Source organism: Pseudomonas sp. 3MA1, assembly GCF_029237275.1.
GTDB lineage: Bacteria > Pseudomonadota > Gammaproteobacteria > Pseudomonadales > Pseudomonadaceae > Aquipseudomonas > Aquipseudomonas fluorescens_AP.
The window spans coordinates 477231-491889 of sequence record NZ_JAACFX010000004.1; the positions used below are offsets into that span (position 1 = coordinate 477231).

The window sequence follows — 14659 nt, forward strand, 5'->3', positions numbered from 1 at the left end:
GACGTTGCGCAACCCCTCTGAATAGCCGCAGAAGCACAAAACCACGCCTGAAAAAAATCAGCCGACGTCAATTCGTATGACGGAGTCTGTTGCACCTCAGGAGCAGTATCGACAAGCTATGCTGCATTTCTCGCGGTAAATGACCGTTTTTTGAAAACAGGCTCCCCTCATGCGCATTCTCGTCACTGGCGGTGCCGGCTTTATCGGCTCGGCCCTGGTTCGCCACCTGATTCAGAACACGGAACACGAAGTACTGAACCTGGACAAATTGACCTACGCAGGCAACCTGGAATCGCTGTACAGCATCGCCAGCAACAGCCGCTATGAATTCGTCAAAGCCGATATCGTCGACCAGGACACTGTCAGTGCCGTGCTGGCGCGTTTCCAACCCCACGCGATCATGCACCTGGCCGCCGAATCCCATGTCGATCGCTCTATCGACGGGCCGTCCGACTTCATCCAGACCAATATCGTCGGTACTTACAGCCTGCTGGAGGTCTCCCGCGGCTACTGGCATAAATTGCCCGAAGCGGAAAAAGCCGCCTTCCGCTTCCACCATATTTCCACCGACGAGGTCTACGGCGACCTGCATGGCGTCGACGACCTGTTCACCGAAACCACGCCCTACGCCCCCAGCTCGCCCTATTCCGCCAGCAAGGCTGCGTCCGACCATCTGGTCCGCGCCTGGCAGCGCACCTACGGCCTGCCGGTGCTGATCACCAACTGTTCCAACAACTACGGCCCGTTTCACTTCCCCGAGAAACTGATCCCGCTGGTAATCCTCAATGCCCTGGCCGGCAAGCCGCTGCCGGTGTATGGCAACGGCCAGCAGGTGCGCGACTGGCTGTACGTCGAGGATCACGCCCGGGCCCTGTTCAAGGTGGTGACCGAGGGCGTGGTCGGCGAGACCTACAACATCGGCGGCCATAACGAGCAGAAAAATATCGACGTGGTGCGCGGCATCTGCAGCCTGCTGGAAGAGCTGGCCCCGCAAAAACCCCAGGGCGTCGCGCACTACGCCGACCTGATCACCTTCGTCCAGGATCGTCCTGGCCACGACCTGCGTTACGCCATCGATGCCGGCAAGATCGAGCGGGAACTGGGCTGGGTGCCGGAAGAAACCTTCACCAGCGGGCTGCGCAAGACCGTGCAGTGGTACCTGGAAAATCTCGAGTGGTGCCGCCGGGTACAGGACGGCAGTTACCAGGGCGAACGCCTGGGCTTCACCGACATCAAGGATCTGATTGCATGATCAAAGGCATTGTTCTGGCGGGCGGTTCCGGCACCCGTCTGCACCCCATCACCCTCGGCGTTTCCAAGCAGCTATTGCCGATCTATGACAAGCCGATGATCTACTACCCGATCTCGGTACTGATGCTGGCCGGCATCCGGGACATCCTGATCATCTCCACTCCCCAGGACCTGCCGCAGTATCGCAACCTGCTGGGCGATGGCAGCCAGTTCGGGGTGCGCTTCAGCTACGCCGAGCAGCCCTCGCCGGATGGCCTGGCCCAGGCCTTCCTGATCGGCGAGGCATTCATCGGCGATGACCCGGTGTGCCTGATCCTCGGCGACAACATCTTCCACGGCCAATATTTCGGCACACAACTGCGCAATGCCGCCAAGCGCAGTTCCGGGGCCACGGTGTTCGGCTACTGGGTCAAGGATCCGGAGCGTTTCGGCGTCATCGATTTCGACAGCGAAGGTCGCGCCCTGTCCATCGAAGAAAAGCCCAAGAAGCCGAAATCCAGCTACGCCGTCACCGGCCTGTATTTCTACGACAACGACGTGGTGCAAATCGCCAAGGCGGTCAAGCCTTCGCCCCGTGGCGAACTGGAGATCACCGACGTCAACAACGCCTACCTCAAGCGTGGCGACCTGCATGTGGAGCGCTTCGGCCGGGGCTTCGCCTGGCTCGACACGGGTACCCACGACAGCTTGCTGGAAGCCTCGCAGTACGTGCAGACCATCGAACACCGCCAGGGGCTGAAGGTGGCCTGCCTGGAAGAGATCGCCTACGACAATCGCTGGATCAGCCGCGAGCACCTGCTGGAGCGCGCCGCCTATTTCGGCAAGACCGGTTATGGCCAGTACCTGTTCACCCTGGCCGGGGAGGCACAATGAAGATCCTCCCCACCAAGCTGCCCGGCGTGCTGATCATCGAACCCAAGGTGTTTGGCGACGAACGCGGTTTTTTCTACGAGAGCTTCAATGCCAAAGCCTTTGAAGAGGCCACTGGGGTTCGCGTGCAATTCGTCCAGGACAATCACTCCCGCTCGCAAAAAGGCGTGCTGCGCGGCCTGCACTATCAACTGCAGAACACCCAGGGAAAACTGGTGCGCGTGACCCAGGGCGAAGTGCTCGACGTCGCGGTCGATATCCGTCGCAGTTCCCCCCACTTCGGCCAGTGGGTCGCAGTGCGGCTGTCGGCGCAGAACCATCGCCAGCTCTGGGTGCCGGAAGGCTTTGCCCATGGCTTCGTGGTGCTCAGCGACTTCGCCGAGTTCCTCTACAAGACCACTGATTACTACACCCCGTCCGCCGAGCGCAGCATCCGCTGGGACGACCCGACGCTCGCCATCGACTGGGAGCTCACCGAGCCGCCGCAACTGTCCGCCAAGGATCAGGCAGGCACCTTGCTGTCAGAAGCTGAAGTCTTCCCATGACCAAACCCTTGAAAATCCTCATCAGCGGCCAGCACGGCCAGGTCTCCCGGGAGTTGCAGCAGCGACTCAGCGACCTGGGCGAACTGGTGGTCCTGGGCCGCGAGCAGTTGGACCTGAGCCACCCGGAGCAGATCCGCCAGCAAGTACGAGCCGTGCGTCCGCACTTGATCATCAATGCCGCCGCCCACACCGCTGTCGATCAGGCCGAAAGCGAGCCGGAGCTGGCCTTTGCAATCAACGCCATAGCCCCCGGGATCTTCGCCGAGGAAGCCCAGGCCCTGGGCGTGCCGCTGATCCACTACTCCACCGACTACGTGTTCGACGGGCGCAAGGACAGGCCCTATGTGGAGGACGACGAGCCCAATCCACTGGGGGTCTACGGCCAGAGCAAACTGGCCGGCGAGCGGGCCATCAGCCAGGTGCAGGGCCAGCACCTGATCCTGCGCACCAGCTGGGTCTACGCCAGCCATGGCAAGAACTTCCTGCTGACCATGCAGCGCCTGCTGCAGGAGCGCCCCGAGCTGCGGGTGGTGGCCGACCAGATCGGCGCACCGACCTGGGCCGGCACCATCGCCAACAGCACGCGCGCCCTGATCGAACGCTGGCTGGCCGGCAAACCGGGCGCCTGGGGCACCTACCACCTCAGCGCCCAGGGCGAAACGTCCTGGTTCGGTTTCGCCCAGGCCATCGGCGAGCAGTTGCTGGCCACCGGCAAACCCTGCGCCGTGCTGCAAGCCATCCCCTCCAGCGCCTACCCGACACCGGCTCCGCGGCCGCTCAACTCGCGCCTGGACTGCAGCCGCCTGGCTCGGGAATGGGGCGTGACCCAGCCGGACTGGCACAGCGCACTGCGCGAGTGTCTTGCCGAGCAGGGCTAGGCATAATGCGCCTGTATCCACAGGCGCCTTTTCCATGACTCCACCTCTTCCCCGTCGTCCCCGCTGGCGCAGCCTGGCCTTGCTGGCCGTGTGCCTGGCGCCGTTGCTGTGGCCGCTGGAGCATCTGGCGGAACGCTACTACCGCAACGAGTTGACCAGCCAGAATCGCCAGACCCTCGACCTGTACGTGGCCAACCTGCTGGGTACCCTGCACCGCTACGAAGTGCTGCCGCAGATTCTCGGCGACCTGCCGGCCCTGCGCGCGGTGCTGGGCGCTCCCGACGATGGCGTGACCCAGGGCAACGCCAACCGCCTGCTGAAGAACATCAGCGCCCAGACCGGGGCCGAAGTCATGTACCTGATGGACGCCAGCGGCAAGACCCTGGCGGCCTCCAACTGGGACAAGCGCGACAGCTTCGTCGGCCGCAATTTCGCCTTCCGCCCCTATTTCAGCGAAGCCATGGCTGGGCGCCTCGGACGCTTCTTCGGCCTGGGCACCACCTCGGCCAAGCGTGGCTACTTCTTCGCCGCCGCGGTGCGCGACGGCGAGCGGATCCTCGGCGTGCTGGTGGTCAAGGTCGACCTGGACCACACCGAAAGCCTCTGGGGCCGGACCCCGGAGCAATTGCTGCTGACCGACCACAATGGCGTGGTGATCATCACGTCGCGCCCTGAATGGCGCTTTCGCGCGACCCGTCCCTTGAGCGACGAAGAGCGCCAGGCGATCGTCGCCATCCAGCCGTACCCGACCCAGGACCCGCGCCCGCTGAACCTCAATCCCGATGCCTGGCTGACCCAGACCCAGCAGATCGAGGAAACCCATTGGAGCGTCAGCATCCTCGCTCCGCGCACCCTGATCGACCGTCCGGTGCGCACCGTGGTGGCGGTGGGCGCCGCGGCGCTGCTGGCGCTGATGCTGCTGCTGGGGCTGATGATGCAGCGTCGCCGCCATTATCTGGAACGGATCGCCTTCGAAGCCAAGGCCCGGCGTGAACTGGAGATGCGCGTGGCCGAGCGCACCAGTGACCTGGAAAGCCTCAACCGGCGCCTGAAACAGGAAGTGCTGGAACGTGAAACCGCGCAGCAGGAACTGGTGCGCGCCCAGGACGATCTGGTCCAGGCCGGCAAGCTCTCGGCCCTGGGCACCATGTCGGCGAGCATCAGCCATGAACTCAACCAGCCCCTGGCGGCGATCCGCAGCTACGCGGAAAACGCCGAGGTGCTGCTGGACCACCAACGCACCGACGACGCTCGGGGCAATCTCAAGCTGATCAGCGAACTGACCGGGCGCATGGCTTCGATCATCGCCCACCTGCGGGCCTTCGCCCGACGCGATCATCACGCCCCGGAAAGCGTGGCCCTGCAGCCGGCCCTGGATGACGCCCTGGCCCTGCTGGCCAAGCGCCGCCGGGCCATGGAAGTGGAACTGATCCGCGACCTGCCGGCTGCCACCCTGTGGGTCGAGGCCGGGGAAACCCGCCTGCGCCAGGTGCTGGGCAACCTGCTGGCCAACGCCCTGGATGCCCTGACCGAAAAAGGCCCGCCGCGCAAACTCTGGCTGAGTGCCGAATCCACTGCCACGGGCGTCAACCTGTACATCCGCGACAACGGCCCGGGCTTCTGCATGGAAGCCCTGGGCCGCGCCGGCGAGCCGTTCTACACCACCAAGACCCGGACCCAGGGCCTGGGCCTGGGGCTGGCGATCTGCGACACCCTGATGCGCGCCTTTGGCGGTGAGCTGTCGTTCGCCAATCACCGCGAAGGCGGCGCCCTGATCACCCTGCGCCTGCGCGCCGGGGCCCCCGGAGTCAGCCTGCAACCCTCCGAGGATCGCGGGGTATGAAGCGCAGCGGCAATCACCTGGCAATCACACCCGGCCCGGCGTTGCCGGCCACGACACGACCTGGAAAGTGAGCGATGACCCGTCCCGACAGCCTCGACCCTCAGTTGCAAGTGGTGTTGATCGACGATGATCCGCACCTGCGCCAGGCCCTGAGCCAGACCCTGGACCTGGCCGGGCTCAAGGTGCTGTCCCTGGCCGAGGCCCAGGGCCTGGCCCCGCGCCTGGAGCGGGACTGGCCGGGGGTGGTGGTCAGCGACATCCGCATGCCCGGCATGGATGGCCTGGAACTGCTCACCCAGTTGCATGCTCAGGACCCGGAACTGCCGGTGCTGCTGATCACCGGCCACGGTGACGTGCCCCTGGCGGTGCAAGCAATGCGCGCCGGCGCCTACGACTTTCTGGAAAAACCCTTCGCCAGCGACGCCCTGCTGGACAGCGTGCGCCGCGCCCTGGACTGGCGGCGCCTGGTGCTGGACAACCGCAGCCTGCGCCTGGCCCTCAGCGACCGCCAGGAACTCAGTGCGCGGCTGGTGGGCCAGTCGGCGCCGATGCTGCGCCTGCGCCAGCAGATCGGTGCGCTGGCGGCGACCCGGGCCGATGTGCTGATCCTCGGCGAAACCGGCGCCGGCAAGGAAGTGGTGGCCCGCGCCCTGCACGACCTCTCGGGGCGGCGCAACGGGCCGTTCGTGGCGATCAATGCCGGCGCCCTGGCCGAGTCGGTGGTGGAAAGCGAACTGTTCGGCCATGAACCAGGGGCCTTTACCGGCGCGCAGAAGCGCCGCATCGGCAAGTTCGAATTCGCCAATGGCGGCACCCTGTTCCTCGACGAAATCGAAAGCATGAGCCTGGATGTCCAGGTCAAGCTGCTGCGCCTGCTGCAGGAGCGGGTGGTCGAGCGCCTGGGCGGCAACCAGCAGATCCCCCTGGATATCCGCATCATCGCCGCGACCAAGGAAGACCTGCGCCAGGCCGCGGACCAGGGACGCTTTCGCGCTGACCTTTACTACCGCCTGAACGTCGCCCCGTTGCGCATTCCGCCACTGCGCGAACGCGGCGAGGACGTACTGATGCTGTTCCAGCACTTTGCCGACGAGGCCAGTACCCGCCACGGCCTGCCGCTCCAGGAACTGCAACCCGGGCATCGTGCCCTGCTGTTGCGACACAACTGGCCGGGCAACGTGCGCGAGCTGCAAAACGCCGCCGAGCGCTTTGCCCTGGGCCTGGAACTGGCCCTGGACAACAACGAACCGGAACCTGGCGCCGTCACCGCCCCGACCCCGATCAGCGGCGGCTTGAGCGAGCAGGTGGAACACTTCGAAAAGAGCCTGATCGCCGCCGAAATGGCCCAGCCCCACAGCTCCCTGCGCAGCCTTGCCGAAGCCCTGGGCATTCCGCGCAAGACCCTGCACGACAAGCTGCGCAAACACGGCCTGAGCTTCGCCGACAGCGGTGCCAGCCAACCCGGCGATGAGTCCGAATGAACCGCACCATCCACCCTTCCACCCTTGAGGCTCGTGCATGAACCGCGACAGTCGCTACCTGGAATCCATCCTCCACCACGACATTCCCCTGACCCGGGACATGGGCCTGAAGGTACTCGACTGGCAGGCGCAACAGCTGCGCCTGCAACTGCCGCTGGAGGCCAACGTCAACCACAAGAGCACCATGTTCGGCGGCAGCCTGTATTGCGGCGCGGTACTGGCCGGTTGGGGCTGGCTGCATTTGCGGCTCAAGGAAGAGGGGATTGATGACGGGCACATCGTCATCCAGGAAGGGCAGATCAGCTACCCGCTGCCGGTCACCGGCGATGCCGTGGCCATCTGCACCGCGCCGGAGGACAAGGTCTGGAAGAAATTTCTCTCGATGTACCAGCGTTACGGCCGCGCCCGCCTGACCTTGCACACCCGGGTGGTGAACATCGGCAGCGACGACGACGCCGTGCGCTTTGCCGGTCAGTACGTCCTGCATCGCTAACCCGTTTCGGAACCGGCTCAAATCTGTAGGAGCTGGCTTGCCAGCGAAGAGGCCGGAAACTCCTGCACAGGGCTCAAGGGCCCCTTCGCCGGCAAGCCGGCGCCTACACAAGAGGTTGCAGAGGCAAGTCGCCGCGGGGCGATCAGGCGCGGGCCAGCTCCAGCAGTTTGCCGCGCCACGCCGCCTTGGCCGGTAGCGCCAGGAAAAAGCCGTTGAGCAACGACTCCCGCGGTGGATAGCAGAACGGCGCACCGGCAAGATCCAGCACTTCGCCACCCGCCCCTTCGAGCACGCCCTGGGCCGCCGCAGTGTCCCATTGGGAGGTCGGCGCCAGGCGCGGATAACAATCGGCCGCGCCTTCGGCCAGCAGGCAGAATTTCAGCGAGCTGCCGATATTGGCCAATTGCAATTCACCCAGGGAAGCGCTCAAGCCACCCAGCAGGCGCTCCTGATCCGGGCTCGAATGGCGCCGGCTGGCCACCACGGTAAAAGCCTCGCCAGCAGCTGGCTGCTCACGCACCCGGATCGCTTGCGGCGCCTGTCCCTGATCCACGCGCCAGGCGCCAAGGCCAGCGCCGCCGAGATAGCAACGGCCATTGGTGGGCATCGACACCACACCAAACACCACCCGCCCCTGTTCGATCAGGGCGATATTGACGGTGAACTCCTCGCTGCCGGAGATGAACTCCTTGGTGCCATCCAGCGGGTCCACCAGCCACCAGCGCTGCCAACCGGCCCGAGTAGCTTGGGGAATGTCGGCGTCCTCTTCGGAGAGCACCGGGATGCTCGGGTCCAGGGCCTTGAGGCCGGCGACGATCAAGTGGTGGGCCGCAAGATCGGCGGCGGTCACCGGCGATTCGTCCGCCTTGTGGTTGACCGCTACTTCGGCGCGCCAGAACGGCAGGATCGCCTCGCCAGCGCGCAGGGCCAGCTCGGCCACCGGCGCCAATAGAGGATGGGGAAAATTCATCGAGGTCATGCTCATGCTGGAAAGGCTCCGCGCTGGCTCAGCAGGTCGCGGGCCAGGTACAGCGCGGCCAGGGCCCGGCCTTCGCTGAACTGAGGATTCTGCGCCAGGCTGGCCAGCTCGCGCAGGTTGATCTTGTCGACCCGCATCGGCTCCGGCTCATCGCCCTCCAGGCGCTCTTCATACAAATCGGTGGCCAATACCACCTGGATCTTCTGGCTCATGTAGCCCGGGGACAACGACAGCTCGGTCAGGTGCTCCAGTTGCCGCGCGCCAAACCCGGCTTCTTCCTTGAGTTCACGCTCGGCCGCCGCCAGCACATCTTCTCCCGGCTCGATCAGGCCCTTGGGCAGAGACAGCTCGTAGGCGTCGGTGCCGCCGCAATATTCCTCCACCAGCACCGCGTGCTCGGCATCAAGCATCGCCACGATCATCACCGCGCCATAGCCCGCGCCCTTGCCCACCAGGCGCTCATAAGTGCGTTCCACGCCATTGGAAAACCGCAACTGCACCTCTTCGACACAGAACAGACGACTGGTGGCGACGATCTCGCGGGCGAGTACAGTGGGTTTCTGGCGCATAGCGGGCTCCTTGGCGATAGCGGGTTACTATACAGGCTGTTTTCTTACCGCTGGAGAAGTGTTCAATGGCCCTGCTGCCCTGGCGCGATATCGATACCGTCCTGCTGGATATGGACGGCACCCTGCTGGATCTGCACTACGACAATCACTTCTGGATGGAACACTTGCCCCAGCGCTACGCCGAGTTGCACGGGGTCAGCCGGGCCATGGCCGAGCTTGAGCTGCAACCTTTGTTCGAACGCAATGCCGGTCAGTTGCAGTGGTATTGCCTGGACTTCTGGAGCGCCGAACTGAAGCTCCCGGTGCGCCAGCTGAAGCTGGAAACGGCCCACCTGATTGCCCTGCGCCCGGATGCCGACACCTTTCTCGCCGCCATCAAGAAGGCCGGCAAGCGGGTGATCCTGATAACCAACGCTCATCGTGATTCCCTGTCGTTGAAGCTGGAACGGATCGAACTGGCGCCTTACTTCGAGCGCCTGATCAGCTCCCACGACTACGGGTTCCCCAAGGAAAATCCACAGTTCTGGGATGCGCTGCGGGCCGATATCCAGTTCGACCCGGCCCGCAGCCTGTTCATCGACGACACCTTGCCGATTCTGCGCAGTGCGCGGGATTTCGGCGTGGCGCAGTTGCTGGCGGTCAGCCGGCCGGACAGTCGCAAAGGCCCAAAGGACACCGCGGAGTTCGCGGCGCTGGAGGATTACCGGGCGTTGATCGAAGGGCTGTGAAAGCCTTCGCGGGCAAGCCCGCGAAGAAGAGGGTCGGTCATTCAGGAATGCGCAGCACCTGGCCCGGGTAGATCTTGTCCTGGTGCGACAGCAGCGGCTTGTTGGCCTCGAAAATCTTGTGGTACTGGTTGGCGTCGCCGTATTGCACCTTGGCGATGGCGCTCAGGGTGTCGCCCTTCTTCACGGTGACGAACACCGCAGAAACCACCACGGGACCGGTCACCGCGATCTGGTCCTCGACACTGCCGACACCGGCGATATTGCCCAGGGCCAGGAGGATCTTTTCTTTCTCTTCCTGGCTCGCCACTTCACCGCTCACCGTGACCTTGTCGCCTTCCACCGTGGCATGGACATTGGGATTGCCCAGGCCGACCTTTTCAATGTGCGCCTTGAGCTGCTCGCTGGCATTGGCATTGCCCGGGCTCAGCAGGTCGATCAGTTTTTCACCGGCTTCTTTCACAAAGCTGAAAATGCTCATGTCGCACACTCCTTGGTTGATAGATCCAAACGCGAAAGACTAGACCAGCCTGACCGGATGAGGTTCCCGGGCGACCAGTGACCCAAGGCCTTGCCGTCACGGTAGAATCCCGGCCTTTTGCCGCGCCGGAGCGACGATGGACCTCAAGCAGCTGAAATTCCTCATCGCCCTCGACGAAACCCGCCACTTCGGCCAGGCCGCCGCGCGCTGCCACATCACTCAGCCAACCCTGTCCATGCGCCTGCGCAGCCTCGAAGCAGAGCTCGACCTGCCCCTGGTCAACCGTGGCCAGCGCTTCGAAGGCTTTACCGCCCCCGGCGAGCGGGTACTGGCCTGGGCCCGCAGCGTGATGACCGCCTATGACGGCCTGCTGGCTGAGGCCGCCGCGTGCCGCGGCAATCTGGTGGGCACCCTGCGCCTGGGGGTGGTGCCGCTGTCGAGCTTCGACCCGCTGCCGCTGCTGCAGCGCCTGCATGCCGAACACCCGAACCTGCGCTTCGAACTCTCGTCCCTGAGCTCGGAGCAGATCCTCGAACAGCTGGCGAGCAATCGCCTGGACCTCGGCGTGTCGTATCTGGAGCGCCTGGACAGCGAGCTCTTCGACGCCCTGCCTCTGGAGCCCACCCATATGGGCCTGCTTTACGACCAGCGGCACTTCAGCTTCGGCGAGCAGCCCCTGAGCTGGGAGTCGCTGATCGAACTGCCCCTGGGCCTGCTCACCAGCGGCATGCACTTTCGCCAGTCCATCGACCACCACTTCCACATTCGCGGCCTGCAGCCTCAGCCGCTGCTGCAGACCGACGCGGTCCATCAGTTGCTGCGCCTGGTGCACGGCGGCCTGTGCTGCGCGGTGATGCCCCTGGACAGCGGCCTGGAGATCCTCACCGAGCACCTGCGGCTGCAACCGATCGCCGACGCCCAGACCCTGGCCCGCCTGGGCCTGATCATGCGCCGCAGCGCACCACGTTCGGCCCTGGCACAGGCCTGCTTCGATCTCTACCGACAATCCTTCCCCGGCCCTTGATCGACGCCATCTATCAATAGATCAGTAGTAGCAATTAGACGCGACACAATGCCGCGCTTAGTCTTGGGACGCGATGACCGCTGGTCCCTCACTCCATGCCAGCCCCGGCAACTCCCGCACCCGCGCTCGGCGCCAGCCAGACCCACTGCGACCTTGAGCGCCCGCCAGCGGATGACACCAGCCAGGCCATGCGATGGCCGCGTCATCACCGCCTCAACCTTGCCCACCTGCCGCAGAACCGTGCGCCGCGGGTCCACAACCCCGCGTTGGAGAATTCCCAGTGAGTACACACCACCAAGCCGATCAGACACCCGTTGCCCGCTACAAGCCCTACAAGGGCCCGGCCGGTGGCTGGGGCGCCTTGATCAGCGTGGCCCAGGCCTGGCTGACCAGCGACAACGCCCTGAAGAACATCCGCATGATGCTCAAGACCAACCAGAACGGCGGCTTCGACTGCCCGGGCTGCGCCTGGGGCGACTCGCCGGAAAGCGGCATGGTCAAGTTCTGCGAGAACGGCGCCAAGGCGGTGAACTGGGAGGCCACCAAGCGCCGGGTGGATGCGGCCTTCTTCGCCAAGCACAGCGTCACCTCGCTGCTGGAACAAAGTGATTACTGGCTGGAGTACCAGGGCCGGCTGACCGAGCCGATGCGCTACGACGCCGAGACTGACCGTTACCGGCCCATCAGTTGGGAAAACGCCTTCAGCCTGATCGCCCAGCACCTGAACAACCTGCCCAGCCCGGACATGGCCGAGTTCTACACCTCGGGCCGGGCCAGCAACGAGGCGGCGTACCTGTATCAACTGTTCGTGCGCGCCTACGGCACCAACAACTTCCCCGACTGCTCGAACATGTGCCACGAGGCCAGCGGCGTGGCCCTGGCGCAGAGCGTCGGGGTCGGCAAGGGCACCGTGACCTTCGACGACTTCGAACATGCGGACGCGATTTTCGTCTGGGGCCAGAACCCCGGCACCAACCACCCGCGGATGCTCGAACCGCTGCGTGAAGCGGTGAAACGCGGCGCCCAGGTGGTCTGCGTCAACCCATTGAAGGAACGCGGCCTGGAACGTTTCCAGCACCCGCAGAACCCGATCGAAATGCTCACCAACGGCAATCGCCCGACCAACACCGCCTACTTCCGCCCGGCCCTGGGCGGCGACATGGCGCTGCTGCGCGGCATGGCCAAGTTCCTCCTGCAGTGGGAACGCGATGCGCAGAAAGCCGGCGCAGAATCGGTGTTCGATCACGACTTCCTCAACGCCCACACCGCCCACGTCCTCGATTACCTGGGCACCCTCGACGACACCCCGTGGGAGCAGATCGTCGAGCAGTCCGGCCTGACCCTGGTGGAGATCGAGCAGGCGGCGCGCATGTACGCCAAAGGCAAGAACGTGATCATGTGCTGGGCCATGGGCATCACCCAGCACCGCCACTCGGTGCCGACCATCCAGGAAATCGCCAACCTGATGCTGCTGCGCGGCAACGTCGGCAAGCCCGGCGCCGGGCTGTGCCCGGTGCGCGGCCACAGCAACGTGCAGGGCGACCGCACCATGGGCATCAACGAACGCCCGCCGGTGGCCTTCCTCGATGCCCTGGAGCGGCGCTTCCAGTTCAAAGTGCCGCGCGACAACGGCCACAACGTGGTCGAGGCGATCCACGCCATGCTCGAAAGGCGCTCCAAGGTATTCATCGGCCTGGGGGGCAACTTCGCCCAGGCCACTCCGGACAGCCCACGGACCTTCCAGGCCCTGAGCAATTGCGACCTCACCGTGCAGATCAGCACCAAGCTCAACCGCAGCCACCTGGCCCACGGCAAGGACGCGCTGATCCTGCCGTGCCTGGGCCGCACCGACATCGACCAGCAGGCCGGCGGCCCGCAAGCGGTGACCGTGGAAGACTCCTTCAGCATGGTCCACGCCTCCAATGGCCAGTTGCAGCCGCTATCGGCGCAGATGCGCTCCGAGCCGTGGATCATTGCCGGTATCGCCGCCGCGACCCTGGGCAGCCAGCCGGTGGACTGGAGCTGGCTGGCGGCGGATTACGGGCGCATTCGCGACCTGATCGCCGACACCATTCCCGGCTTCAAGGACTTCAATGAACGGCTCAAGCACCCGGGCGGTTTCTACCTGGGCAACAGCGCCGGTTCGCGCCAGTGGAACACCCCTTCGGGCCGGGCCAATTTCCGCGCCAACCTGCTGCCCAAGGACCTGATCCACGAACGCACCCGGGCCACCGGGCAACTGCCGGACCTGATCCTGCAGTCGATGCGCTCCCACGACCAGTACAACACCACCATCTACGGCCTCGATGACCGCTACCGCGGGGTCAAGGGCCAGCGCGACGTACTGTTCGCCAACGAAGCGGACATCATCCGCCTGGGCTTCAAGCCGGGACAGAAGGCCGACATCGTTTCCTTGTGGGATGACGGCCGCGAGCGGCGGGTCAAGGGCTTCACCCTGCTGGCCTTCGACATTCCGGCCGGCCAGGCCGCGGCCTACTACCCGGAAGTCAACCCGCTGGTGCCGCTGGAAAGCACCGGCGACGGCAGCCATACACCGACCTCGAAGTTCATCGCCATCCGTCTGGAGGCGGCCAGCGACAATGGCCTGATCATGGCTCGTTCGGCCTGATTCCTGGCTTGAGGGCCTCTTCGCTGGCAAGCCAGCTCCTACGGTTAGCGCGTGAATCGTAGGCGCCGGCTTGCCGGCGACAGCCGCTGCGCAGCCTGGAACCGCAGGCACAAAAAAGGCCGCTTTGCTAACAAAGCGGCCATTCCGAAGTAGCTAAAGACCGGCGAAAATCACTTAAGTTCCGCAATAAAAACAATAAGTTACGAGATTGTGTACAACTCGTGCTATTCGTCGGATTTCGTTTGTAAGCGTCGTGGTACAGCCTCAGGATCGCGCCGTCATCCCTTTGAGGCTCCTGTATGAAGTTCTCCTCGATTCTCTTGTTGTCCCTTGGCCTGGTCAGCGGCGTCGCCTCTGCCGGTGGCACCGTTGAAGCCGGTGTGGGCGGCGCATTGGGCGGGGTTCTAGGCTCGGTGGTCGGTCAGCAGATCGGCGGCAACACCGGTTCGGCCATTGGTGCGGCCCTGGGCGGCGCCGGCGGTAGCGCGGTGGGTGCGGACAAGCGCAGCCGTGGCCAGGCGGCCATTGGCGGCGCCCTGGGCGCAGCCGGCGGCAACGTGGTGGGCCGCAGCATGGGCGGCAACTCCGGCAGCCTGATCGGTGCCGCAGCAGGCGGTGGCGCCGGCGGTGCACTGGGCAACTACATGGGCAACGAAAGCGCTCGGGAAGATCGCGACTACCGTGGCCGCGACGACCGCCGCTACTACCGCGACGGCCACCGTGGCCGTGGCCATGCCTACGGGCATCGCAAACATCGTCACTATCGCGACTGACCCCCCGCCCTGTAGCCGCTGCCGCAGGCTGCGCACGAGGCCGCAGGCCTCGCCAAGCCAGGGGCTGCGGTGGGTCAGTTGCCACGTGGATTCAGGTTTGGCGTCTCCTGCGGAGCCG

Annotated in this window: 14 protein-coding genes; 11 read left to right on the plus strand and 3 right to left on the minus strand. The window is 64.9% G+C overall.

Going from position 1 to position 14659, the window contains the following annotated elements:
* The first annotated feature begins 169 nt into the window (after window positions 1-169).
* From rfbB to GWQ44_RS14720, 7 genes are all read left to right on the plus strand, one after another.
* The gene (gene rfbB, locus GWQ44_RS14690; protein WP_275927637.1) at window positions 170-1252 is read left to right on the plus strand and encodes a dTDP-glucose 4,6-dehydratase; all 1083 of its coding nucleotides are present in this window, start codon (window positions 170-172) and stop codon (window positions 1250-1252) included.
* Complete coding sequence (rfbA, locus tag GWQ44_RS14695; protein ID WP_275927638.1) at window positions 1249-2124, plus strand: glucose-1-phosphate thymidylyltransferase RfbA; 876 nt, start codon at window positions 1249-1251, stop codon at window positions 2122-2124. Before rfbB ends, rfbA begins: the two co-directional genes overlap by 4 nt.
* On the plus strand, window positions 2121-2666 hold the full coding sequence (rfbC, locus tag GWQ44_RS14700; protein WP_275927639.1) for a dTDP-4-dehydrorhamnose 3,5-epimerase: 546 nt from the start codon (window positions 2121-2123) through the stop codon (window positions 2664-2666). Before rfbA ends, rfbC begins: the two co-directional genes overlap by 4 nt.
* Window positions 2663-3544, plus strand: coding sequence for a dTDP-4-dehydrorhamnose reductase (rfbD, locus tag GWQ44_RS14705; RefSeq protein WP_275927640.1), 882 nt, complete (start codon window positions 2663-2665; stop codon window positions 3542-3544). The genes rfbC and rfbD overlap by 4 nt, the downstream gene beginning before the upstream one ends.
* A 34-nt stretch (window positions 3545-3578) precedes the next feature.
* Complete coding sequence (locus GWQ44_RS14710) at window positions 3579-5387, plus strand: ATP-binding protein (protein WP_275927641.1); 1809 nt, start codon at window positions 3579-3581, stop codon at window positions 5385-5387.
* A 74-nt stretch (window positions 5388-5461) separates the two neighbouring features.
* Window positions 5462-6868 carry a sigma-54 dependent transcriptional regulator gene (locus tag GWQ44_RS14715; RefSeq protein WP_275927642.1) on the plus strand — a complete coding sequence of 469 codons (1407 nt, stop codon included), beginning with the start codon at window positions 5462-5464 and terminating at the stop codon, window positions 6866-6868.
* Window positions 6869-6905: 37 nt separating this feature from the next.
* Entirely contained in the window at window positions 6906-7361 is a 456-nt protein-coding gene (locus tag GWQ44_RS14720) for a thioesterase domain-containing protein (RefSeq protein ID WP_199009381.1), read from the plus strand.
* Between the two features lie 142 nt (window positions 7362-7503).
* Here GWQ44_RS14720 and cysQ read toward each other — a convergent pair whose 3' ends face one another.
* Both cysQ and nudE read right to left on the minus strand, forming a co-directional pair.
* Complete coding sequence (gene cysQ, locus GWQ44_RS14725) at window positions 7504-8331, minus strand: 3'(2'),5'-bisphosphate nucleotidase CysQ (protein WP_275927715.1); 828 nt, start codon at window positions 8329-8331, stop codon at window positions 7504-7506.
* A gap of 11 nt (window positions 8332-8342) precedes the next feature.
* Entirely contained in the window at window positions 8343-8909 is a 567-nt protein-coding gene (gene nudE, locus GWQ44_RS14730; RefSeq protein WP_016963637.1) for an ADP compounds hydrolase NudE, read from the minus strand.
* A gap of 65 nt (window positions 8910-8974) precedes the next feature.
* Here nudE and yrfG point away from each other — a divergent pair, with 65 nt between their 5' ends.
* Complete coding sequence (yrfG, locus tag GWQ44_RS14735) at window positions 8975-9637, plus strand: GMP/IMP nucleotidase (protein ID WP_016963639.1); 663 nt, start codon at window positions 8975-8977, stop codon at window positions 9635-9637.
* A gap of 37 nt (window positions 9638-9674) precedes the next feature.
* Here yrfG and lysM read toward each other — a convergent pair whose 3' ends face one another.
* Window positions 9675-10115: a peptidoglycan-binding protein LysM gene (gene lysM, locus GWQ44_RS14740; RefSeq protein WP_275927643.1), complete on the minus strand. Its 441-nt coding sequence runs from the start codon at window positions 10113-10115 to the stop codon at window positions 9675-9677.
* 136 nt (window positions 10116-10251) lie between these two features.
* Between lysM and GWQ44_RS14745 the strand changes: the two genes are divergently transcribed.
* From GWQ44_RS14745 to GWQ44_RS14755, 3 genes are all read left to right on the plus strand, one after another.
* On the plus strand, window positions 10252-11139 hold the full coding sequence (locus GWQ44_RS14745; RefSeq protein WP_275927644.1) for a LysR family transcriptional regulator: 888 nt from the start codon (window positions 10252-10254) through the stop codon (window positions 11137-11139).
* A gap of 280 nt (window positions 11140-11419) precedes the next feature.
* On the plus strand, window positions 11420-13768 hold the full coding sequence (locus GWQ44_RS14750; RefSeq protein WP_275927645.1) for an FdhF/YdeP family oxidoreductase: 2349 nt from the start codon (window positions 11420-11422) through the stop codon (window positions 13766-13768).
* A 299-nt stretch (window positions 13769-14067) separates the two neighbouring features.
* Window positions 14068-14541, plus strand: a complete 474-nt coding sequence (locus GWQ44_RS14755) for a YMGG-like glycine zipper-containing protein (protein ID WP_047301004.1) — start codon at window positions 14068-14070, stop codon at window positions 14539-14541.
* The last annotated feature ends 118 nt before the right edge of the window (window positions 14542-14659 follow it).

Bases quoted from the DNA above. Each gene is read 5' to 3' on its own strand.
- GWQ44_RS14710 (WP_275927641.1), top strand. From the start codon at position 3,579: ATGACTCCACCTCTTCCCCGTCGTCCCCGCTGGCGCAGCCTGGCCTTG.
- rfbD (WP_275927640.1), top strand. From the start codon at position 2,663: ATGACCAAACCCTTGAAAATCCTCATCAGCGGCCAGCACGGCCAGGTC.
- cysQ (WP_275927715.1), bottom strand. From the start codon at position 8,331: ATGAATTTTCCCCATCCTCTATTGGCGCCGGTGGCCGAGCTGGCCCTG.
- lysM (WP_275927643.1), bottom strand. From the start codon at position 10,115: ATGAGCATTTTCAGCTTTGTGAAAGAAGCCGGTGAAAAACTGATCGAC.
- GWQ44_RS14715 (WP_275927642.1), top strand. From the start codon at position 5,462: ATGACCCGTCCCGACAGCCTCGACCCTCAGTTGCAAGTGGTGTTGATC.
- GWQ44_RS14720 (WP_199009381.1), top strand. From the start codon at position 6,906: ATGAACCGCGACAGTCGCTACCTGGAATCCATCCTCCACCACGACATT.
- rfbC (WP_275927639.1), top strand. From the start codon at position 2,121: ATGAAGATCCTCCCCACCAAGCTGCCCGGCGTGCTGATCATCGAACCC.
- rfbA (WP_275927638.1), top strand. From the start codon at position 1,249: ATGATCAAAGGCATTGTTCTGGCGGGCGGTTCCGGCACCCGTCTGCAC.
- GWQ44_RS14745 (WP_275927644.1), top strand. From the start codon at position 10,252: ATGGACCTCAAGCAGCTGAAATTCCTCATCGCCCTCGACGAAACCCGC.
- rfbB (WP_275927637.1), top strand. From the start codon at position 170: ATGCGCATTCTCGTCACTGGCGGTGCCGGCTTTATCGGCTCGGCCCTG.
- nudE (WP_016963637.1), bottom strand. From the start codon at position 8,909: ATGCGCCAGAAACCCACTGTACTCGCCCGCGAGATCGTCGCCACCAGT.
- yrfG (WP_016963639.1), top strand. From the start codon at position 8,975: ATGGCCCTGCTGCCCTGGCGCGATATCGATACCGTCCTGCTGGATATG.
- GWQ44_RS14755 (WP_047301004.1), top strand. From the start codon at position 14,068: ATGAAGTTCTCCTCGATTCTCTTGTTGTCCCTTGGCCTGGTCAGCGGC.